The sequence below is a fragment of the Paenibacillus sp. P4_E11 genome (assembly GCF_056401635.1).
Map to the genome: position 1 here is coordinate 21,495 of NZ_JBFUIX010000029.1, position 20,201 is coordinate 41,695.

Here is a 20,201-nt window from a genome sequence, read left to right on the forward strand (position 1 = left end):
CAATCAACTCCTATTCATTATGGGGTGTAGTCAATTTCAATTCGTCAATCAAACCATTGTGTGTTTGTAACGTCAACGGATATATCTTCTTACCCTTGCTAAGCAAAAATGAAATCGTCGAATCAACCCCGACCAGTAACGCTTCATTCAAACTGCTCATCGCCAGTTCCCGCATTCGGCTCACCTCGGGAAAATCCCGCCCAGGCTCGATATAGTCTGCCAGACAAACAATTTTATCCAGCAACGTCATCGCCGCTCGCCCTGTCGTATGATAGCGGATGGCATCCAGCACCTCCATGTCCGCTATACCAAGCTCAGCTTGCGCAATCTCAGCGGCAAGCGGTCCATGCAGTAGCTGTGGGTCATAAGTCAGCGCGTCCTTCGGTAGCCCATAGCTCATGTAGGCTTCCACCTGCTTCTCGACCGGCCAATACTTGCAGTAATCATGGAGCAATGCGGCGAGATCAGCCTTGATCGGATCGGCTCCGAATCGATTCGCAAGTTGAACGGCTGATTGTCGTACGCCCTGCGTATGTTCCCAGCGTCTCGTAGGCATTTGTCCCTGTGTTCGTTCGATTAACTGCTCAAGCTCCATAGATGTTCCGCTCCTTCATATACTCGTACACCGCTTCATGCACCATATAGCGTACGGACTTACCCGCCCGGCTGCGTTCTCGAATTTCCGTCGATGACAACTCCATCTGCGGCATGTAAGCAAGCTCTACTCCATGTTGGATATAGTCTGGAAGTTGGGACATATCCAGAGAATACCCAGGACGCTGCAATCCTATGAATGTGATGCGCTGCATGATCTCTTCGATCCGCACCCAATGTGGCAAATACTGCACCATATCTGCTCCGACGATATAACAAAACCGCACGTTCGGATGACGGCGGCACAATTGATCTACCGTATCAACGGTATAAGACGTTCCTTGCCTGCGAAGCTCGATGTCTTCCGTCCGGAAGTATGGATTCCCGGCAATCGACAGCTTCAGCATGTCCAGGCGTTGCTCTGGCGATGCCTTAGGCGGGTTAAGCTTGTGGGGAGGAACGAATGCTGGCATAAACCATACTTCATCCAACCCGGCCTCTTCCCGTGCTCGTTCGGCAGCAAGCAGATGACCGATATGAATCGGGTCGAACGTACCGCCCATAATCCCAACCTTCATTCCCCACCCCTCCTGTCGCAAAACAAGGCTGCCGCTTAGCGAGGCAGCTCGATCTGTTTGTTGTTTACGGACGGCTTGTACAAGATGATCGTGCTTCCGATCGTCTGCACCACATCTGCCCCGGACTTGCTAGCCAGTTCCGTGGCGATCTCTTCCCGATCCTCGGAATTGTTGTTCAGAACCGAGATCTTCATCAGCTCCCGCACTTCAATCGCTTCTTGAATATGTCGAATCAAATGATCGTTCACTCCGCCCTTGCCCACTTGAAAGATTGGATCCAAATGGTGCGCAAGCGAGCGTAAATAACGTTTCTGTTTCCCTGTCAGCATGTGCCAATACCCTCTATTCTATGTTTCGTTATCTTTGGATAAACGCCTGACGGTGTCCTTGACACCGTGCGTTTGCAGAGACGATGAACAATCAGCGAAGTTAATCTCTCTGAATCTCTGGTTTAAGCGCGCAATGCGCGCTCCACCGTTTCCCGCATCGCCGCAACTGGCGCCGATACACCTGTCCAATATTCGAACGCATACACGCCTTGGTAGATGAACATCCCCAAGCCGTCGTGCGCCTTCGCTCCCCGTGCTTTCGCCTCGCGAAGCAGCTTCGTCTCCAACGGATTGTAGACGAGATCACTCACAGTAAGTCCTTCATGAAACCAGGACGTGTCGATAATGACTTCATCCACGTTAGGATGCATCCCGACGGATGTATTATGAACGATCAGATCGACTTGGTCGCGAATCTCGCTGATCTGTTCATACCCGATCCCGCTGCTATCCGTCAAGCCGCCAATCGTAGCAGCTAGCTGTTCGGCCTTATCCAGCGTCCGGTTCGCAATCCACATCGCCGATGCACCTTCGCGAGCCAGCGCATAAGCGACACCTCTAGCAGCTCCGCCTGCACCAAGCATAAGCACCCGCTTCCCGTTAACCGAGAACCCGGCTTCTTCCTTCAGAGAACGAACATAGCCGATCCCATCCGTGTTGTAGCCTTTCAAGCGACCGTTGTCATTGACGATCGTGTTCACAGCACCGATCACCTGCGCATGCTCATCGATCTCGTCCAAGTAGTCCATCACTTCGACCTTGTGTGGGATCGTCACGTTCACACCACGGAAACCAAGAGCGCGGATCCCTTCAACAGCAGCCTTCAGCTGTCCCGGTCCTACGTGGAACGCAACATAAGCGGCATTCAAGCCTAGCTCCCGAAACGCCCGATTGTGCATGATGGGTGATTTGGAGTGCTTGACTGGGTCCCCGAATACGCCATGCATGACCGTTTGACTGTCCAATATCCCCTGTTCCATCCCGTTTCTCCCGTTTGCAGCTGCAAAATTTGGTTATATCAACGAATCTCTCATCACAACTTTCACACCTCTTGGCGCATGCACCATCAGATCGGCTCCCGTCGTTCCATTCACCTTAATCCAGCCTAAGCCAGATATGAGCACGTCCTTCTGCCCGCCCTTCGGGATACGGATCGCATGCTTAGTGAATGGCGGCAGCTTGTCCAGATCGTCGCTAGACGGTGGAGTAAGCAGATCACCGCGATGCTCGCGATACAAGTCGTCGGCACGCTCCAGCTTCGTCCGATGGATTGACAACGCGTTAGACATGTAGCAAGTGAAAGACTGTCGCTCCCCCTTGACGAAATCCACCCGAGCCAAGCCGCCGAAAAACAACGTCTGCTGCTCATTCAGTTGAAATACGGTAGGCTTAAGCGGCTTGTCCGGTAAGACGGTCTGAAGATCTTTCTTCTCGACAAGCTCCGTCAACCGGCTCTCATACACGATTCCCGGAGTATCCACGATGAATTTGCCATCATCAAGCGGAATATTGACTACGCCGAGCGTCGTCCCCGGATACGGTGAAGTGGTGAGTTCCCCTTCCATATCGCTGTAATCCCGGATAAGTCGGTTAATAAGCGTCGATTTCCCTACATTGGTCGCCCCGACTACCGCCACATTACGGTCGCCTCTAAGCTCACTAATCGCATCCACGACCCGGTCGAAACCGATATTCTTGCGTGCGCTGCACAACACGATCTTCGATGCCCATATGCCGTTCTGTTTCGCTTGCTTCTGCGCCCAGTTCAGAATCCGATTCGGATTGATGGCCTTGGGAAGTAGGTCGATCTTGTTCACGACCAGCACGACCGGTGTATTGCCGACGAACCGATGCAATCCGCTGATCACGCTGCCTTCGAAATCGAACAAATCCACAATATGCACAATAAGCGCATCCGTTCTCCCCAACTGGCTCAATATCTCCAAGAAATCGGCTGGGTTAACCGTTGCGCTGGACATTTCGTTATAATGCTTGATTCGGTAACACCGTTGACATAACAACGGCTCGCGATCATTTGCAGACTGTGGAATGTATCCGATCTTCTCCGGATATTCCGCTTGCACAATGACTCCGCAGCCAGARCACGCTTGCTTGTCGTGACCGGCATTCAATTGTAAATCCAACTTGTTCATTCCTCCCATTTCATTAACCCTTTTCGCCGCATCCAGGCAACCGCCGCTTTCTCAATTCTACGGTTGATTCGGGTAAAAAAACCTTCGTCTTTCAGTGAGATCGGGACGACCAGAATCGTATGCAGTCCCATTCTGTTGCCGCCAAGCACGTCCGTTAGCATCTGATCCCCTACGACTACGGCTTGTTCCGGCTTCAGATCCATCATTCCCAGTGCGCGACGAAACGGAGCATTGCCCGGCTTCTTCGCCGAAGAAATGTATGGAATAGACAGCGGGTCAGAGAATCTGGACACTCTCAGTTCGCTATTGTTCGATACGATAACGACCTTAAATCCCATAGCAGTCACTTTAAGCAGCCAATTCGTCAACTCGGGTGTCGCGGCAGGATTCTTGGCGCCAACAAGCGTATTATCCAAATCCGTAATGATTCCCCTGATGCCCGTCTGCCACAATGCTTGCAGGTCTATCTTGTAAATCGACTGCACACTAAGGCGGGGAATGAGTTTTCTGATCAAAAAAAAGTCACCTCGAAACGGGTTTTCTATACGTCAAACTATACCATATGTCTCCATTACCTGCAAAAGAATGCGACTGCTCCACAAGGATAAACGCCTAACGGCGTCCTTTGATGCCGTGCGTTTACCGAGACGATGAACAATCAGCGAAGTTAATCATTCTGAATCGTTAAACATAACTGCCCCGGCGAGCGGCTATTACGCCATCATCCGGGGCAGTCACCATGTTGTCCAACGTCTACATGCTCTGGCGCAGCTTCTGTACCATCCGCGACATCGTCGTTACTTCTTCTTGCGTAATGCTGGAACGGCTATACTTCGCCTTCTCGAACAAGCCGAGAAGTGCTTCCAAGTCCGCTCGCAGCCATTTGTCCTTATGAATCCATCGTTCCGTCGTCTCTCTAGCCGTCTCATAGTCGCCGTGGGTATAGCCTTTCCTGCGAGCGAATCGCAACAGTCTCTCGAATTCCAGCACGACACGTTGATTCAAATTCGGGGAGAATCGACCGCGTCGGATCAACGGCAGCCAAGTAGCCCGGCTGCTGAAGGCTAACAAAGCAATCAACAAGGCAGCTGCCACACCGCCCGAGATCCAACCGATCGTCTTGAAGGAGATTCCTTCAGCGACTACTTCTTCCTCGACAAAGTCGGAAGGAATGACAGGATCGGTCGAGACAGCGGGATCAGTAGGCGGAATGACTTGCGGGAGCAAGAAGCCTGAAGTGGGCTCGAATGGAATCCATCCGTATCCCGCGAAATAAACTTCCGCCCAAGAGTGAGCGTCTGAATTACGTACTGTGTACTCGCCTGATCCATTCGGATCCATCACGAGCGTCTCAGGACCGAGCGCTTCCTCCAGCTGTGAGTTCACGCCTGACGTATACCCTTTGACCCAACGAGCAGGAATACCGAGCGTTCTCGTCAAGACGACCATGGCCGTCGAATAGTAATCGCAATAGCCTTCCTTGATCTCGAACAGGAAGCGGTCGACGAAATCGCGACTCTTGCCCTTATTCAGATCCGGGGTGTTCGTATACTTGAACGTTGTTGACAAATATTGTTCGAGCAACTTCACTTTATCGTACAGCGTCGTACCGGAACTAGTCACATCTGCTGCTAATTCCTTCACCCTGGCAGGTACCGTATCCGGTAGCAGCAAGTATTCTTCAAGTGCTCGATTCGCCGTATCTGGCTGCACTTTGCGCAGCTCGGCATCTTCCACGACCGGCACATTCGATACGATGGTATACGTCTCTGGATACGATTGCCGCGTCTTCTCGTCCCACCGTAATTCCTCGAGACGCGAAGCCCATTGCACCGGTGTATAGTTCGTACTGGCCCCGTTATTGATCGTCATTATCTTGTCAATACTGAAAGCGCCAAACAGAACCGGGTATTTCTCTTCCTTGTTAAGCATCGTGATCGTCTGGGTCACTTCGACCGTCTTGAGATTGCTTACATTCAATCGACTGTCCTGTTGAAACCCGGTATCCGGAGTAACGGCCGATACGGGTGCTTTGCTCTCGGAATCACTCTTGACCCAGCCTTTGCCCGTGTACAACGATCTCGTTTCTCCACGCCAGTAGCCGCGGTGCGTCGTGCTGACCGTCATGACAGGAGAATAGTCGAATTCGAAGTTATTGCCGAGCGACGAATCGTTCCGGCTGTAACCGGAAGTCGAGTCGCCCAGTGATAAGGAACCGTTGCCTAATCCTTTGTTGAAAAAGCTAACATCCTCACCCTGCCAGTTTTTCCAAATCGTATAAGGGTCTTTCAATACCGCTTGCACGTTGGGAGCCAGCGTACCGAGGAAAACGATCATCGAGACTAGAAACACGATCGGAACTGCAACAGCCGCTGGGTTCTCCGCCAAGTTGGACCAGCCAACCGGATTTTTCTTCTGCAAGTTGGCGAAGTGATGAATGATGAGCAGGAACAGACCGCACAGAATAGTCATAGCGGCCTGCGGCCATAAGATGACGACACTGTAAGAATCTTTAACCGCGAAGAACAATAAACTGGCTAACATCAGGATGAAGATGCGCCACTTGGCACGAACCCACCAATTCGCCACCCAAAACCCGGCCCAAGCGATCAAGCTGAACCAGAAATAAGGGAGCAGTTGAGCTATGTTGGCGTCGAACCAGTCCATCGCTTCTTTCCAAGAGCCGAGACTTCCTGGTATAAACTCGTAACCAAGCTGTGATTCCAGTACATACAACATCAAACCAAGCTGAATAACTATGCGAAGCAGCCAGTGAATTTTCGGAAACAGCTCGATGAAAAACGTGCAGATTAGCGTTAATTGAACGATAGCGATCGTCTCAGGCAGCCACATTCTGTCTTCCTTCGATATCCACAGGAGAAACTGGAGCAAATATAAGCCAACGAATACGACGGTCAATCGGTCGTACCAATCTTTCAATGCAATGGAACGGTACCAACTGCGATTCATATCAGCCCCGCCCCCCTAGTCCTTGTGTCAAGTCTTCCAGAGATGCGACAGCATAGCCGAGATAGCCCTTCACATGAAGCTGCTTTCTCCAACCTTCCTGATCAGCCAAGGTCTGCTCGATGCTAATCCACATGTGGCAAGGGTTCATCTGTCTCTGATCGATCCAGGATAGTGCTTGAAGCAGCGGTTCCCCGGCCAGAGGAGTGATCAAAGTGAAGAATATGCCAGGAGTGAACTGACGTGAACTATTCTTCAACACTTCCAGTAAGGAGTAAGGTCCGTCTGGCTCCACATCGATCAGATGGTTGCCGATCATCTTGCTCTGCGTGTTACTTAATCGAGGTTCGAACACGTTCGATTCTTTCCCGACGGATACGAGCCCGAGTGCAAGATCCCGGCGAGAGCCGTATTCCAGTAAAGAAGCGGCTACCGATACGGCCAGCTCGAAGTGTTCCTTGTTCTTGTAATGCTTCAGATTCCGGTCGAGCACGATGATTGTTCTGGGTAGCGACTCTCGTTCGAACTCTTTGGACTTCCAAGTTCCTGTCTTCGCAGTGGCGTTCCAATGAATGCGTGACAGCCGATCGCCATAAATATATTCGCGCACGCCGTTAATCTGTGTAGTTTCCCGGTGAGAACGGGTCGATGCCGAATGGTGATGCATGCCACGGAACATCTGATGCAGCTGCTTCCATTCCCGGATATGTACTTTCCGGGGCTGTACGCCGAATGAGTAAGGCAGCGTCATCCTCCCCTTCGACTCGAATAAGCCGAATATATCCTCGGTCGAGCATTCGGTCGATCCGAATTGATAAAATCCGCGGCGAAGTGGAGGCGTCCGGTAAGAAATCTCACCTCTCCGTTTCCAATCCGGGATGAGAAACGATTCGAACAGCTGCTCCTCGCCCCCCTTGCGAATGAGTCGGTCCTTGATCGACACGTAAGGAATCGGCCAGAACCCGGGAATTTGTACCTGAATTTGTACCGCAAGCGTAGTGCCTGCTTCATGCACCGGCTCATGATTGACATTCAGCAGCATCCGTTCCCCCTGTGTCTTGGCTATTCCGCTCCAGCGGCTTAAGGCCAAATACAAGCAAAGGACAGAAACAATGATGAACACCATGAAAGCTAGCTTGCCTCCCTGAAACAGGAGATATAACAAACTGAACACGAAGCTAAGTGATACCCCCCAGAAGCGAGGAGAATATTTTGCCAGTAAACTCATCCCAAATCACCTCGTTTCGCGACAAGTCATTTTTCCATTCGAACAGGCACCCTTACTTGCTGATAGATCGATTCAAACACAGCATCCAGTGTCGTACCCTCAATACGTGCTTCGGAATGAAGAATCATTCGATGACCTAGAACGAACGGCGCAAGTGTCTTAATATCATCAGGAATGACATATTCACGGCCTTGAATGAATGCATAAGCTTTGGCGGCCTGCATGAGCGATAACGTCGCGCGAGGACTGGCACCAAGGAACACAGAAGCATGCTCCCGGGTTTTACGTGTAAGCGATACCACATAATCTGCCACAGCATCATCAACATGAACTTCTCTAACCCGAGTCTGCATCCCCAGAATACGCTCTACGTCTGTGACGGCTTCCAGTTGGTCGACTGGGTGAGAGCTTGCTTGCGTGAATAGCATTTTTTTCTCTGTCTCGTGATCCGGGTAGCCAAGCCCGAATTTCATCATAAATCGATCCAGCTGCGCTTCCGGAAGCACATACGTCCCTTCGAAATCAATCGGGTTCTGCGTAGCCATTAACAGGAACGGATTCGGTAACGGGTGAGCTTCTCCATCAACAGTAATGTGGCGCTCTTCCATCGCTTCCAGCAAGGCGGATTGCGTCTTCGTCGTGGCACGGTTGATCTCATCTGCTAACAGGAAATTAGTCTGAACCGGGCCTGGACGGAATATAAATTCTTCATTCTTCGGATGAAATATAGAAACGCCGGTGATGTCCGTAGGAAGTAGATCGGGATTGCATTGAATACGGCGGAATTGTCCGCTTATCGACTTGGCAAGTGCTTTGATTAACACGGTCTTGCCTGTACCTGGTACGTCTTCTAGTAGAACATGACCACCGGCCAGCATAGCTGTCAGCAGCAATACGATTTCCTGGTCCTTGCCCAAGATGCAGGAGCTTAAGTTGGCTTGAATTCCCTTTAAAAGCCGTACGTCTTCGTTAAACAATGCGTCCATATGATCCTGCTCCTCCTTTTGGTGTATCAGCCGAGTCAGCATACAATATACTCCATTATACAATGGTGTTAATACTATATTACAGGAATTGAAAAATCCCGTATAGTACCCGTCCTTACAGAAAAATTTGTATAATTCAGCCTATTGAAACGATAAATAAGCTTAATCGGTTGTACACCGGTTAGGCTATTTGGCAGCGTAGCGGTTCTTTTTCTTGCAGCGAAGCGATTCCTTATCCATCGTGCAAATGCAAACAACCGCTTCATTGGAAGCGGCTGTATGAACCATGTCGGGACTGACATAAAGATTAAAGGAGGAGCAGTAGGATGACGAGCAGCAAAAAAAGAGCGAGAATCACTATGACAATGTTCGAGCTACGTGATGATTTCATAATGGACTGGGCTCCTATCACTTGTTTCGCGTTTACGCTATCCTATTCAGCAGCCGTGGATGAATAAACCGGACATTAGCCTATTTCATGCGAACAAATGCAGGGAATAACTTCGATTTCCAGGGTGTCCAGGCGCGACGCACCTCTGGTTGGCTCACACTTGTGTCTGGTCTTAGGAAAGCCATCTTCTTGACTGCCTTCTGGGACGAATGTCCCATATCGAGCTTACTTGCCCGTTGTTTCATAGAAGCCAGCCCATCCGGTGCTCCAATCAGTGCATCCAACTTCCAGACCAGATCGAGTTCACCTTCGGCACGTACCGCAACCCCAGCCTGAGTCAGAAACCGAGCGTTATCTTCTTCCTGTCCAGGAAGCGGGCGATATAACAGCATAGGCAGCTGCATCGCGATTGCTTCGGACGTGCTCAAGCCACCAGGTTTCGTAATGACCAGATCCGCCAAGGCCATGTACTCGTCGATATGCTCGACGAACCCTATCGGGAGGATACGATGACGACTATGCTGCGCGAGCTCCGACAATTGCTGGATTCGCTTGTGATTGTGGCCGCAGCATACGACGATTTGCAGGTTGTGGGTTAGCGACTCGCCTTCCAACTGCTTCAGCAGATGCTTGTCAATCATGCCGCATCCGCCTCCCATCATGAGGACTGTAGGCATATCAGCACGAAGACCATGCTTACGCCTCAGCACTTCCATCTCCTGGGTATGGGTAAACCGGCTGCGAATTGGGATACCTGTCACACGGATGCGTTGGGAAGGTACACCTTGCGCCAGAAGCAGGCGGCGTACTTGATCGGACCCAACTAAATATCGATCCGTATGCGGATGCACCCAAAAGCTATGATCCGTATGATCGGTGATCACCGTAATCGACGGCACATCTGTCATCCCCCGTTCCTTGAGCGCGGACATGGCTGCCGCAGCCGATGGGAACGTACTGACTACCAAGGTGGGACGGAGTTCTTCGAGCAATTGCATCATTCTTTGTACGCCGAACTTGGCTAGCCAATGCATGCTGCGTGTGATCATTCCCGGCCGACGCGTCTGCTCGAATAGAAATCCATACACGCTAGGTAAGGCTGACACTCCTTTCACGAACAAGGTTCTGCCTAATTCATGCGTTTGCGGATGCATCCATTCCATGTAATCCACGACATGAACATCCGAGCCAGGGTATTGCTCCTCGTACGTTTCCTTCAGGGCAATTGCTGCTTGCCGGTGACCCTCTCCATAGCGTCCAGTCCATATTAATATCCGTTGGTGTACGGTTCGTTCCATCATTTGACACTCCTCAACCTGCTATATTGAACTACTATTAATTTTTGTTATAGCTTATCTGCTCTTGTTACTATCATCTTACTCCAATAGACAGCCTTCTAAAACCGACTTTGGATCGTATACAAGCTGGACCAAAGTCCAGCTTATTTCCCGGACTTACAATAGGACCCAGCCTGCTGAGATCAAATAGACCTCTAAAAAGGGCTTGACACGGACAAGTATATTCAAATAAAGTAAGAATCATTATACTTTCACAAAACAATGACGGAGAAAAGTAAGCTTGCCAGAACTGATGTACGAAGATGTTATGCGTCAGTTCCGGCCTGTATGTCCTTATCAGGGACGGTGTGTCAGCGACTGAGAGCACACCAAAGGAAACAGCAGCCGAAGTTCACTCCAGAGTGGATTCTTGAACGCCTGCACTCATGCAGGTATGTAGAGGTGATCCGGCCGCACGCCGTTACCGTGCTCAGAGCGAGACGCGTCATTTCTTCAGCAAGCCCACGGGCTAGCCGGATATTCGACGGTCTAATTAGGGTGGTACCACGGTTCCCCGTCCCTTTCCAGGACGGGGGCCTTTTTTGTTTTTACCATACACATATCAGGAGAAGGAGTGGACGAAGATGAGCAACAAAGAATTGGATGCACTACGAGGGCAATTAGACGGGCTGAACAAAGAACTGCTCGACCTGCTATGCAAAAGAGGGGAAATTACGCAACAAATCGCCGTCGTCAAACAAACGCAAGGGATGCCAAAGTATGACCCCGTTCGGGAGAGACAAATGCTGGACGATCTAGCAGCAGCGAATGCGGGACCTTTCGACGAAGCGACCATTCGTCATTTGTTCAAGCAAATATTCAAAGCGTCACTCGATCTGCAGCAGAAGGATCACAAGAAACATCTGCTCGTTAGCCGCAAGCGTCAGACGGAAGACACCATTGTGAAAGCCAAAGACGTTGCCATTGGTGGCGGTGCGCACTTAATGGTCGCCGGTCCTTGTTCCATCGAGAGCTATGAACAAGTCCGGACAGTGGCTGCAGCACTGAAAGCATCAGGCGTTCGCGTCATTCGCGGAGGAGCGTTCAAGCCTCGGACTTCACCCTATGATTTCCAGGGACTTGGCGTGGAGGGGTTGAAGATTCTGAAGGAAGTGGCGGACGAATTCGGCCTGGTTACGATCAGCGAAATCGTCAATCCCGCTCACATTGAGCTCGCCGAACAATACATTGACGTGATTCAGATCGGCGCGCGCAACATGCAAAACTTCGAGTTGCTGAAAGCTGCAGGCGAGGCGAGAATACCCGTGCTTCTCAAACGTGGCATCGCAGCGACGATGGAAGAATTCCTGATGGCCGCTGAATACGTCGTCTCTCGCGGCAACTCGCAAGTTATGCTGATCGAGCGTGGCATTCGCACTTATGAGAAGTGGACACGCAACACGTTGGATATATCGGCAGTGCCGATCTTGAAGCAAGAGAGCCATCTTCCTGTGCTTGTAGACGTGAGCCACTCTACCGGCCGCAAGGATATCGTACTCCCTTGTGCGAAAGCCGCACTAGCAGCCGGAGCCGACGGTATCATGATCGAAGTCCACCCGGACCCCCCAACCGCTCTCTCCGATGCCGACCAACAGTTGACGATCCCGCAGTTTGATCATTTTTTCACTCAATTGAAGCAGTCTGGACTGTTTCACGGCGGTTGAGTCGTCCAGCGATGTCAGCATGCGGCACTTAGGCGTTAGGTTGTGCCGCATCCTGCACATTAGCTGTACCGATCGATTAGCTGCAGCAACGTCCGAACGCTTCACCGCCCCAACGCTATTTTGCGACACTGTAAGTATTTGCCAGTTTTCTGAATCCCCTCTATACTTTATCTAAATCCATATTTTGGCGGAGGGGATCAGTGAACCATGAAAGAAAGGAATGACCTTTTCAAGGAAGAGGAAGATTTTTTCCCCGTAAAAGAAGTGGATTACATCGAGTTGTATGCGGGCAATGCCAAGCAAACGACCCATTTCCTCAGCAAAGGCTTCGGCTTCAAGCCTGTCGCCTACTCCGGCCTGGAAACCGGACAGAAACAGCAAGTATCTTATGTCCTGGAGCAAAATAAAGCGCGGTTCGTCATCACCAGCGCCCTGAGCGACAGCAGTCCGGTCGCGGATTTCATCAAGAAACACGGGGACGGTGTCAAAGATATTGCGCTCAGCGTAACCGATGTGCCTAAGGCTTATCGAGAGGCGGTCTCACGCGGCGGCATTCCCATTCAAGCCCCATACGAATTAATCGACGAGCACGGTACCATTGTCAAAGCCATTATCGGCACATATGGCGACACCATTCATACCCTGATCGATCGGCAGCGGTACAAAGGCTTGTTCGCGCCTTCTTTCAAAGCGGTGGATTTCATGGTCCCACACGAGCCCAGCGGCTTGATCGGAATCGATCATATCGTCGGCAATGTGGAACGGATGGAAGAATGGGTGTCCTATTACGAAAAGGTGATGGGCTTCAAGCAGATGATTCACTTCGACGATGAAGACATCTCCACTGAATATTCCGCGCTCATGTCCAAAGTGATGCACAACGGCGGCCGGATCAAGTTCCCGATCAACGAACCTGCGAATGGCAAACGCAAATCGCAAATCCAGGAATACCTCGACTACTACAACGGCCCCGGCGTTCAGCATGTAGCCATTCTAACGAACGATATCGTGCAAACGGTAACGACCCTCAAAGCAAACGGCATTGATTTTCTCGATACTCCGGATTCGTATTACGACATGCTCCCTTCCCGCGTAGGGGCGATTGATGAACAAATCGAACAACTGCAGCAGCTCAAAATATTAGTCGATCGCGATGAAGAAGGGTACTTGCTGCAAATATTCACCAAACCGATCGTGGACCGGCCGACATTATTTTTTGAAATTATTCAACGTAAAGGGGCACTCGGTTTCGGCGAAGGCAACTTCAAGGCGTTGTTCGAATCGATTGAACGCGAACAGGCACGTCGAGGCAACTTGTAACCGGTATTAGCGGCTGTTACCGGAAAGGATGTGACATTACACTTATGATGATCGAACCGCACACGCTCCCTTGGCAGGATGCCTACAAGCTGCTCATTGGGTCCGTCCTGCCACGCCCGATTGCCCTCGTCTCGACGGTCGATGCGGAAGGAACCGCTAACTTGGCCCCCTTCAGCTTCTTCACCGCCATCTGTGCCGAACCGATGCTCGTGTGCTTCGCCCCTATGCTTAGAGGCGGCGACGGCCATCGCAAGGATACGCTGAACAACATCCTGCAGACGAACGAATTCGTCATCAACATCGTGAGCGAACCGTTAGCCGCTCCGATGAATGCATGCTCGAGAGAGTATCCGCCGGATGTGGATGAGTTTCTTCAATCCGGTCTGAGTAAAGCACCCAGCTTTATCGTCAAACCTCCCCGCGTGGAACAAAGCCTCATCCACTTGGAGTGTGTGCTCGAACAAGCGCTGCACTTCGGCGACACACCGGGGGCGGGCAGTCTTGTGATCGGCCGGGTCGTGATGCTGCATATTCGGGATGAGCTCTACCAGAATGGAAAAGTCGACATCGCACTGCTTCAGCCCCTCGGCCGGATGGCCGGACAAATCTTCACCAGAGCAGTCGCGGATACGTTCGTTCTAGAGCGGCCTGCGACCCCTGGTAAAGGAGTGGACGGCCGATGAAATTCGTTACATTTCAGAGGCCGGATGGGCAGCTAAGGGCGGGGTGGCTGCGCGACGGCCGCTGGATCATAGATATGCACGCCGTCAGCGGCGGGACCCTTCCTGCCGATCTGGTACATTTCCTCACGCTTGGACACAAAGGATTTCTGGAAGCCGAACAGCTTGACCGGCACGATCAGGATGCTAATGACAGCACGGATGATAGTGCCGTGTTCGAGTTGGGAAAGGTCCGATTACTTGCTCCCTTGCCCCATCCCCCCAGCATCCGCGACTTCTATGCGTTCGAGCAGCATGTCAAGCAAGCAAGAGCACGTCGTGGGCTAAGCATGGTCCCCGAGTGGTATGAGCTCGCCGCTTTCTACTTCACCAACCACCGCGCCGTAATCGGTCCGGAGCAACCCGTTCATCGCCCGGCCAAGAGCCGGAAGCTCGATTATGAGCTGGAGATCGCCTGCGTGATCGGCCGCGAGGGCCGCAATATAAAAGCCGCAGAAGCGGAGGATTGGATATTCGGCTTCTGCATTCTGAATGATTGGAGCGCCCGAGACATCCAAGCAGAGGAAGTGAAAATCGGCTTAGGCCCGGCTAAGGGTAAAGATTTTGCCACTTCACTCGGTCCATGGCTCGTCACGAAGGATGAGCTGGAGCACTACCGGACAGTGGACGGCAGTCGTTACGATCTGGAAATGACCGCCAACGTCAATGGCCAGCAATTATCCCGCGGCAACCTGAAAGACATTCATTATTCGTTCGCTCAGATGATTGAACGGGCGTCCGAGGAAGCCACGCTGTATCCCGGCGATGTGATCGGCACGGGGACGGTAGGCACGGGATGTATTCTAGAGCTCGGCGAAGAGACGCACCGCTGGCTGGAACCCGGGGATACGGTGGAGCTGTTCGTCACAGGTCTCGGTAGCCTGCGGAATGTCGTTCAAGATAGCAGTGGATAATAGTTTTTGGCCATGCATCGGCCATAGCTGTCTCATCTGTAGACGAGTTAGACTATTAATTCGAAAGGGGTACACGACATGCCTTATTATGCAGAGCGAGGGATACTCCCTCCCAAGAGACATACGGCATTCCGAACACCCGACGGCTCGCTATACCGCGAGCAAGTAATGGGAACGAAAGGCTTTTCCGGCATCCAATCGATCCTCTATCATCTGCATCCTCCTACAGCTGTTCTCAGTTCCTCGCTTCATGGTGCTTACTATCCCGAGTTTGAGCAGCAGGATGCATTGCGTCACCGGCATTTCCGCACCCGCTTGTTCGATCCTGATGGAGATGCGATTACAGGCCGGCGATATGTGCTTGGCAATGATGATATTCTGATCGGCATTATTCAACCCGAGCTGCAGATGGACTACTATTACCGCAACGGAGAAGGCGATGAATTGTTATTCGTTCACTTCGGTACTGGCCGCTTGGAGACGCAGTTCGGGACGCTGGAATACCGTAAGGGAGACTACATCGTCATTCCGATCGGAACTATCTATCGGCTGGTATCCACTCAGCCAAGCAAATTTCTGCTAGTGGAGACGACAAGCTGGATCACAACTCCCAAACGGTACAGCAACGAGCACGGACAGCTGCTGGAGCATAGCCCCTACTGTGAACGAGACATGCGCTTGCCTGTATTGCCCGAGCCACGATCCGACAAGGGGATGTTCGAGGTCCGCACGAAAGCCCGCAACATGCTGCATTCGATCGTACTGGACCATCATCCTCTCGACGTTGTCGGCTGGGACGGTTATTTATATCCATGGATTCTGAATATAGAAGATTTCGAGCCGATCACAGGACGTATTCACATGCCTCCTCCCATTCATCAAACGTTCGAGGGGAACAATTTCGTCGTCTGTTCGTTCGTGCCAAGAATGTACGATTACCATCCTATGTCAATTCCCGCTCCCTACTTCCATAGCAACGTGGATAGCGATGAGGTGCTGTATTATGCCGACGGCCATTTCATGAGCCGCAAGGGTATTGAGGAAGGCTCGGTAACGCTGCATCCGGCAGGCATCCCTCACGGACCGCATCCCGGAAAGATCGAGCTTAGTATTGGACAAAAAGAAACGCAGGAGCTCGCCGTTATGATCGACACGTTCCGCCCTCTTCAAGTTGTAAAGAGCGTACAATCATCGGAGGATGAGACCTACATGAGAAGCTGGATTGAAGCCTGATTCGGGGTTGACTTGTAATAACATCGCCACATACAAAAAAAACGCCACCTAATAGGCAGCGCTGATTGCAATGACTTATTTTCCTTTATTGTACCGATCTACTGCAGTCTTATATACTTTCAAATAATCCGCTTGCCCCATGTTCTTCACGGTGTTGACATACTTGTCCCACTCGTCGAATGAAGCCGTCCCGTTAATGAACTTGGCCTCCATCTCGCCGATGTAAGTATGGATGTCGCTGCCCTTCGTCTTCATGAACTCGGTCTCTTCTTCCGTGTAGTTGAAGTTGTACCACAGCTCCTTGATCGCGTTCGGTTGTGCTTTCTTCCCGGCTTCGACCGATTCCGGCAACGTCTCCGAGCCTTTGAAATATTTCTCCTGCACGTAACCCGGGTAGCTGCCACCCATCCACGAAACGTATTTCGTAAGCGCCTGGTCCATAGTCAATCCGTTCGGATTCTTCTTGATCTCGTCCACGAACTCCAGCTTACCGTCCGACGTTTTCGTGTAGCTCTCGCCTTCCTTGCCCATGAAGTAGAACGTTGCTCCCTCATCCCCGTAGAAATAATCGATCCAACGAATAGTCGCTTCTGGATTTTTGTTCTTATCGGTCAATACGAATGCGCCTGGCCATACCATCGGAACTTTGATTTGTGTATACAGTTGATCACCATGAGGTCCCTTCAGAGCACCTAGACCGAAATAATTTTCCCCGTTGAACTGCGTCTTCGGATTCGGATTGATCGTTGCGCCCAGTAACTTTTTGCCTCCCTTGGCATAGAGCGCTGTACCGTTCTGAGTGAATATTTCTTTATCGATCAACCCTTCACTGTACAGCTTGTTCACGTATTGCAGCAGTTCCTTGAAATTTTGCGTCGTGCGGTAGAAGCGGAGGTCGTTCGTCTTCGGATCAACATCGACGAATTTGTGTCCCAACCCTCGCGTCCCTACTCCCCAGGCACCCATCAATTGATCAAACAAAGGTCCGATACCCGTGCCGCTATATGGGATTTCGTCCGCCTGTCCATTGCCATTCAAATCGGTAGTCTTCACAGCTTTCAAATAATTGTACAAGTCCTCAGTCGTCTGCGGTTCCTTCATATTCAGCTTTTCCAACCAATCCTTCTTCACCCACAGTGGTGTCCCGATCAACATAGGGAGAAATTCCGGATTATAAAAGGAAGGGAATGAATAGATGTTACCGTCCGGCATCGTCAAAGCTTTACGTAAATCCGGGTATTTCTCCATCAGCTTCTTGAAATTCGGGGCATACTGATCGATAAGATCATTCAGCTTCAAGAACACGCCCTGGCTGCCATATTTCATCAGATCCGAAGCCGGGACTCGAGCCGAATACAACGCATCAGGGTAGTCGCCATTCGCTAACGCCAAGTTGCGTTTCTCCGTCAAGTTTTCCATCGGCACATATTGAAAGTTAACTTTAACATTGGACATCTGGGCGTATTGTTTCCATACTAATCGATCCTCGAACTTGTTGCTCCCGTTCGTTGCCGCCAAGCCTGTCATGAACGTCAGCTCAACCGGATCCTTCACGATTGGAAAGCCGCTTGTATTCAAGTTAGTCGGCGCTGTTGTACCCTGCTTCTTAGTATCCCTTGTTGTTGAATCCGATTTGGCGCAGCCAGCCACCATACTTACAGCTAGTACAGATGATAAGGAGATTGTTGCTAGTCGTTTGAATTTCATGTTTCTTTCCTCCTACCACATTGTGGTTATTATCTATATATGCTAATAGGGACGTTATCCCTTTATAGCTCCAATCATGACACCTTTGACAAAATACTTTTGCAAGAAAGGATAGAGCGCCAAGATAGGCAAGTTCGCGACAACAACCGCAGCGTACTTGATCAATTCCTCGTCCATGATCGTCTTCGCATGTGAGGCATCACCGACGTTCGTCATCTGCTCCATCTGCCCCTGGATCAAGATTTCTCTTAAAATGAGTTGCAGGGGGTAGTCGCTTCGATCCGTCAAGTAGATCATCGCGTTGAAGTAGGCATTCCAATGGCCGACGCTATAGAACAAGATCATGACTGCGACAATCGGCATCGATAAAGGCAGCACAATCCTCCACAATATCCGCATATCCGAACAGCCGTCGATCGAAGCCGCTTCCTTCACTTCATTCGGTATGCTGGATTGGAAGAACGTACGCATAATGATGATGTTCCAGACCGAGACGGCGTTCGGAATGACCAGCGCCCACATCGTGTTCGTCATACCCAGTTGCTTAATAAGCATATAGGTCGGAATGAGTCCTCCACTGAAGTACATCGTGAACACCATCAACGCCATTAGAACATTACGTCCAGCCATATCTCGCTTGGATAGCGGGTAGGCCGCCATGATCGTCATGACTAGATTGATAGCCGTACCGACCACAGTATATAGTATGGTGTTGCCATAACTCGTTAGCAGGTCCTTATTGTCCAGCACTTTCTTATAGCCGGCGAACGTCAACTCCTTGGGCAGCAGCCACATCTCCCCATTCAGAACATGGGCAGGATTACTGATCGAGGCGCTAATGACGAATACCAACGGATACAACACTAGCAAGGATAAAAGTGCGAGTAGTGTGATGTTGATCGCTTCGAACCATTTGTCACCTAATGTGCGGGTTTCCATGTACAGATCTCCTTTACTCTTCATGCAAGCTGAAGGCTTACCATAGACTGACTTGACTGACTTTTCTCGCGATGCGGTTCACGATGATTAGCAAGATGAAATTCACGATTGAATTAAACAGACCGACTGCCGCCGAGAAGCTGTATTGCGCCCCCAGTATCCCGCTGCGATATACGTATGTAGAGATGACGTCGGAGCCTGCCATGTTGAGCGAATTTTGCATCAGGAACACTTTCTCGAAGCCGACGCCCATAAGTGATCCCACATTCAGAATGAGCAGGATGACGATCGTCGAACGAATGCCCGGCAAGTTGATGTGCCAGATGCGCTGTAATCTCGATGCACCGTCGACTCGAGCTGCCTCATGTAGTTGCGGGTCGATTCCGGCTAATGCCGCCAAGTAGATAATCGAGCTCCAACCCATCTGCTGCCATACACCCGACAACACGTAGATCGACTTGAACCATTCTGGCTTCGTCATGAAAAATATCGGTTCGCCGCCCAGTGCCTGAATTGCCATATTGACTAACCCACTTGTAGGGGACAGGAACATCATAATCATGCCAACAACGACGACCGTGGATAAGAAATGCGGTGCGTACGTGACCGTCTGCACGAATCGGCGAAAGCCGCTGTTGCGTACTTCATTGAGCATAAGTGCGAGCAGGATTGGGATCGGGAACCCGACGACTAGCTCGAACAAGCTGATCCCGAGTGTGTTTTTGATCAGTCTCCAGAAGAAATAGCTATCAAAAAATCGCTCGAAGTGTTTGAATCCGACCCACGGGCTACCCCAGATTCCTTTGGTTGCGATAAAATTTTTGAATGCGATTTGCACGCCGTACATGGGCCAGTAATGAAACACGATGAAATAGATCACAACTGGGGTAATGAGTAGGTACATTTGCCAATTTTTGCGAAAGGCTCTTACAATCGCATTTGGTTTGGTAGCTCTAGCTGGTTTGCTTCTTAGTTGGGCTTGACTATGCATCACTTCTCTACCTCCAAAATGGTTTTAATTACATATTTTTACATTTAAGGCATGCAAAAAAGACGATTCTATTCCAAAGTTATAGAGTACCTCCCTAGACTTGCAGAAGCAGCCTATTCACTTCGGTTATATCCTCGTCTCCAACCAAAGC

At 50.7% G+C, this 20,201-nt stretch carries 17 protein-coding genes and 1 pseudogene; 5 read left to right on the forward strand and 13 right to left on the reverse strand.

Features of this window, described 5'->3' with window-relative positions:
* Window positions 1-10 precede the first annotated feature (10 nt).
* The 10 genes from yqeK to AC1DWB_RS13520 all read right to left on the reverse strand — a co-directional run bounded on the left by yqeK (window position 11) and on the right by AC1DWB_RS13520 (window position 10,527).
* Complete coding sequence (yqeK, locus tag AC1DWB_RS13475; RefSeq protein ID WP_477541587.1) at window positions 11-595, reverse strand: bis(5'-nucleosyl)-tetraphosphatase (symmetrical) YqeK; 585 nt, start codon at window positions 593-595, stop codon at window positions 11-13.
* On the reverse strand, window positions 585-1,172 hold the full coding sequence (locus AC1DWB_RS13480; protein ID WP_477541588.1) for a nicotinate-nucleotide adenylyltransferase: 588 nt from the start codon (window positions 1,170-1,172) through the stop codon (window positions 585-587). Before AC1DWB_RS13480 ends, yqeK begins: the two co-directional genes overlap by 11 nt.
* Window positions 1,173-1,207: 35 nt before the next feature.
* Window positions 1,208-1,501: a ribosome assembly RNA-binding protein YhbY gene (yhbY, locus tag AC1DWB_RS13485; protein WP_477541589.1), complete on the reverse strand. Its 294-nt coding sequence runs from the start codon at window positions 1,499-1,501 to the stop codon at window positions 1,208-1,210.
* Window positions 1,502-1,623: 122 nt separating this feature from the next.
* On the reverse strand, window positions 1,624-2,481 hold the full coding sequence (aroE, locus tag AC1DWB_RS13490; protein ID WP_477541590.1) for a shikimate dehydrogenase: 858 nt from the start codon (window positions 2,479-2,481) through the stop codon (window positions 1,624-1,626).
* 33 nt (window positions 2,482-2,514) lie between these two features.
* Window positions 2,515-3,654 carry a ribosome biogenesis GTPase YqeH gene (gene yqeH / locus AC1DWB_RS13495; RefSeq protein ID WP_477541591.1) on the reverse strand — a complete coding sequence of 380 codons (1,140 nt, stop codon included), beginning with the start codon at window positions 3,652-3,654 and terminating at the stop codon, window positions 2,515-2,517.
* The gene (locus tag AC1DWB_RS13500) at window positions 3,651-4,169 is read right to left on the reverse strand and encodes a YqeG family HAD IIIA-type phosphatase (protein WP_477541592.1); all 519 of its coding nucleotides are present in this window, start codon (window positions 4,167-4,169) and stop codon (window positions 3,651-3,653) included. The genes yqeH and AC1DWB_RS13500 overlap by 4 nt, the downstream gene beginning before the upstream one ends.
* A 238-nt stretch (window positions 4,170-4,407) precedes the next feature.
* The gene (locus AC1DWB_RS13505) at window positions 4,408-6,624 is read right to left on the reverse strand and encodes a transglutaminase domain-containing protein (protein ID WP_477541593.1); all 2,217 of its coding nucleotides are present in this window, start codon (window positions 6,622-6,624) and stop codon (window positions 4,408-4,410) included.
* Between the two features lies 1 nt (window position 6,625).
* Complete coding sequence (locus AC1DWB_RS13510; protein ID WP_477541594.1) at window positions 6,626-7,849, reverse strand: DUF58 domain-containing protein; 1,224 nt, start codon at window positions 7,847-7,849, stop codon at window positions 6,626-6,628.
* Between the two features lie 26 nt (window positions 7,850-7,875).
* A complete protein-coding gene (locus AC1DWB_RS13515) occupies window positions 7,876-8,835 on the reverse strand; it encodes an AAA family ATPase (RefSeq protein ID WP_477541595.1) in 960 nt (319 codons plus the stop codon).
* Between the two features lie 471 nt (window positions 8,836-9,306).
* A complete protein-coding gene (locus AC1DWB_RS13520) occupies window positions 9,307-10,527 on the reverse strand; it encodes an MGDG synthase family glycosyltransferase (protein WP_477541596.1) in 1,221 nt (406 codons plus the stop codon).
* Window positions 10,528-11,147: 620 nt separating this feature from the next.
* Here AC1DWB_RS13520 and AC1DWB_RS13525 point away from each other — a divergent pair.
* From AC1DWB_RS13525 to AC1DWB_RS13545, 5 genes and pseudogenes are all read left to right on the forward strand, one after another.
* The gene (locus tag AC1DWB_RS13525) at window positions 11,148-12,227 is read left to right on the forward strand and encodes a bifunctional 3-deoxy-7-phosphoheptulonate synthase/chorismate mutase (protein WP_477541597.1); all 1,080 of its coding nucleotides are present in this window, start codon (window positions 11,148-11,150) and stop codon (window positions 12,225-12,227) included.
* A 207-nt stretch (window positions 12,228-12,434) separates the two neighbouring features.
* Entirely contained in the window at window positions 12,435-13,547 is a 1,113-nt protein-coding gene (gene hppD / locus AC1DWB_RS13530; RefSeq protein WP_477541598.1) for a 4-hydroxyphenylpyruvate dioxygenase, read from the forward strand.
* 44 nt (window positions 13,548-13,591) lie between these two features.
* A complete protein-coding gene (locus AC1DWB_RS13535; RefSeq protein WP_477541599.1) occupies window positions 13,592-14,230 on the forward strand; it encodes a flavin reductase family protein in 639 nt (212 codons plus the stop codon).
* A gap of 224 nt (window positions 14,231-14,454) precedes the next feature.
* A pseudogene (locus tag AC1DWB_RS13540) lies at window positions 14,455-15,180 on the forward strand (fumarylacetoacetate hydrolase family protein); the annotation flags it as partial.
* Between the two features lie 78 nt (window positions 15,181-15,258).
* The gene (locus tag AC1DWB_RS13545) at window positions 15,259-16,413 is read left to right on the forward strand and encodes a homogentisate 1,2-dioxygenase (RefSeq protein WP_477541600.1); all 1,155 of its coding nucleotides are present in this window, start codon (window positions 15,259-15,261) and stop codon (window positions 16,411-16,413) included.
* Window positions 16,414-16,488: 75 nt separating this feature from the next.
* Here the strand turns inward: AC1DWB_RS13545 and AC1DWB_RS13550 are convergent, their stop codons facing one another.
* Genes AC1DWB_RS13550 through AC1DWB_RS13560 form a run of 3 tightly spaced genes read right to left on the reverse strand, consistent with a single transcriptional unit; the run spans window position 16,489 to window position 20,050 of the window.
* Window positions 16,489-18,120: an extracellular solute-binding protein gene (locus tag AC1DWB_RS13550; protein ID WP_477541601.1), complete on the reverse strand. Its 1,632-nt coding sequence runs from the start codon at window positions 18,118-18,120 to the stop codon at window positions 16,489-16,491.
* A gap of 54 nt (window positions 18,121-18,174) precedes the next feature.
* A complete protein-coding gene (locus AC1DWB_RS13555) occupies window positions 18,175-19,059 on the reverse strand; it encodes a carbohydrate ABC transporter permease (protein WP_477541602.1) in 885 nt (294 codons plus the stop codon).
* A gap of 37 nt (window positions 19,060-19,096) precedes the next feature.
* Window positions 19,097-20,050, reverse strand: a complete 954-nt coding sequence (locus tag AC1DWB_RS13560; protein WP_477541623.1) for an ABC transporter permease — start codon at window positions 20,048-20,050, stop codon at window positions 19,097-19,099.
* Window positions 20,051-20,201 lie beyond the last annotated feature (151 nt).

Bases quoted from the DNA above. Each gene is read 5' to 3' on its own strand.
- AC1DWB_RS13520 (WP_477541596.1), bottom strand. From the start codon at position 10,527: ATGATGGAACGAACCGTACACCAACGGATATTAATATGGACTGGACGC.
- AC1DWB_RS13560 (WP_477541623.1), bottom strand. From the start codon at position 20,050: ATGCATAGTCAAGCCCAACTAAGAAGCAAACCAGCTAGAGCTACCAAA.
- hppD (WP_477541598.1), top strand. From the start codon at position 12,435: ATGAAAGAAAGGAATGACCTTTTCAAGGAAGAGGAAGATTTTTTCCCC.
- AC1DWB_RS13515 (WP_477541595.1), bottom strand. From the start codon at position 8,835: ATGGACGCATTGTTTAACGAAGACGTACGGCTTTTAAAGGGAATTCAA.
- yqeK (WP_477541587.1), bottom strand. From the start codon at position 595: ATGGAGCTTGAGCAGTTAATCGAACGAACACAGGGACAAATGCCTACG.
- AC1DWB_RS13555 (WP_477541602.1), bottom strand. From the start codon at position 19,059: ATGGAAACCCGCACATTAGGTGACAAATGGTTCGAAGCGATCAACATC.
- AC1DWB_RS13545 (WP_477541600.1), top strand. From the start codon at position 15,259: ATGCCTTATTATGCAGAGCGAGGGATACTCCCTCCCAAGAGACATACG.
- yhbY (WP_477541589.1), bottom strand. From the start codon at position 1,501: ATGCTGACAGGGAAACAGAAACGTTATTTACGCTCGCTTGCGCACCAT.
- AC1DWB_RS13480 (WP_477541588.1), bottom strand. From the start codon at position 1,172: ATGAAGGTTGGGATTATGGGCGGTACGTTCGACCCGATTCATATCGGT.
- AC1DWB_RS13535 (WP_477541599.1), top strand. From the start codon at position 13,592: ATGATGATCGAACCGCACACGCTCCCTTGGCAGGATGCCTACAAGCTG.
- AC1DWB_RS13550 (WP_477541601.1), bottom strand. From the start codon at position 18,120: ATGAAATTCAAACGACTAGCAACAATCTCCTTATCATCTGTACTAGCT.
- AC1DWB_RS13510 (WP_477541594.1), bottom strand. From the start codon at position 7,849: ATGAGTTTACTGGCAAAATATTCTCCTCGCTTCTGGGGGGTATCACTT.
- AC1DWB_RS13525 (WP_477541597.1), top strand. From the start codon at position 11,148: ATGAGCAACAAAGAATTGGATGCACTACGAGGGCAATTAGACGGGCTG.
- AC1DWB_RS13505 (WP_477541593.1), bottom strand. From the start codon at position 6,624: ATGAATCGCAGTTGGTACCGTTCCATTGCATTGAAAGATTGGTACGAC.
- aroE (WP_477541590.1), bottom strand. From the start codon at position 2,481: ATGGAACAGGGGATATTGGACAGTCAAACGGTCATGCATGGCGTATTC.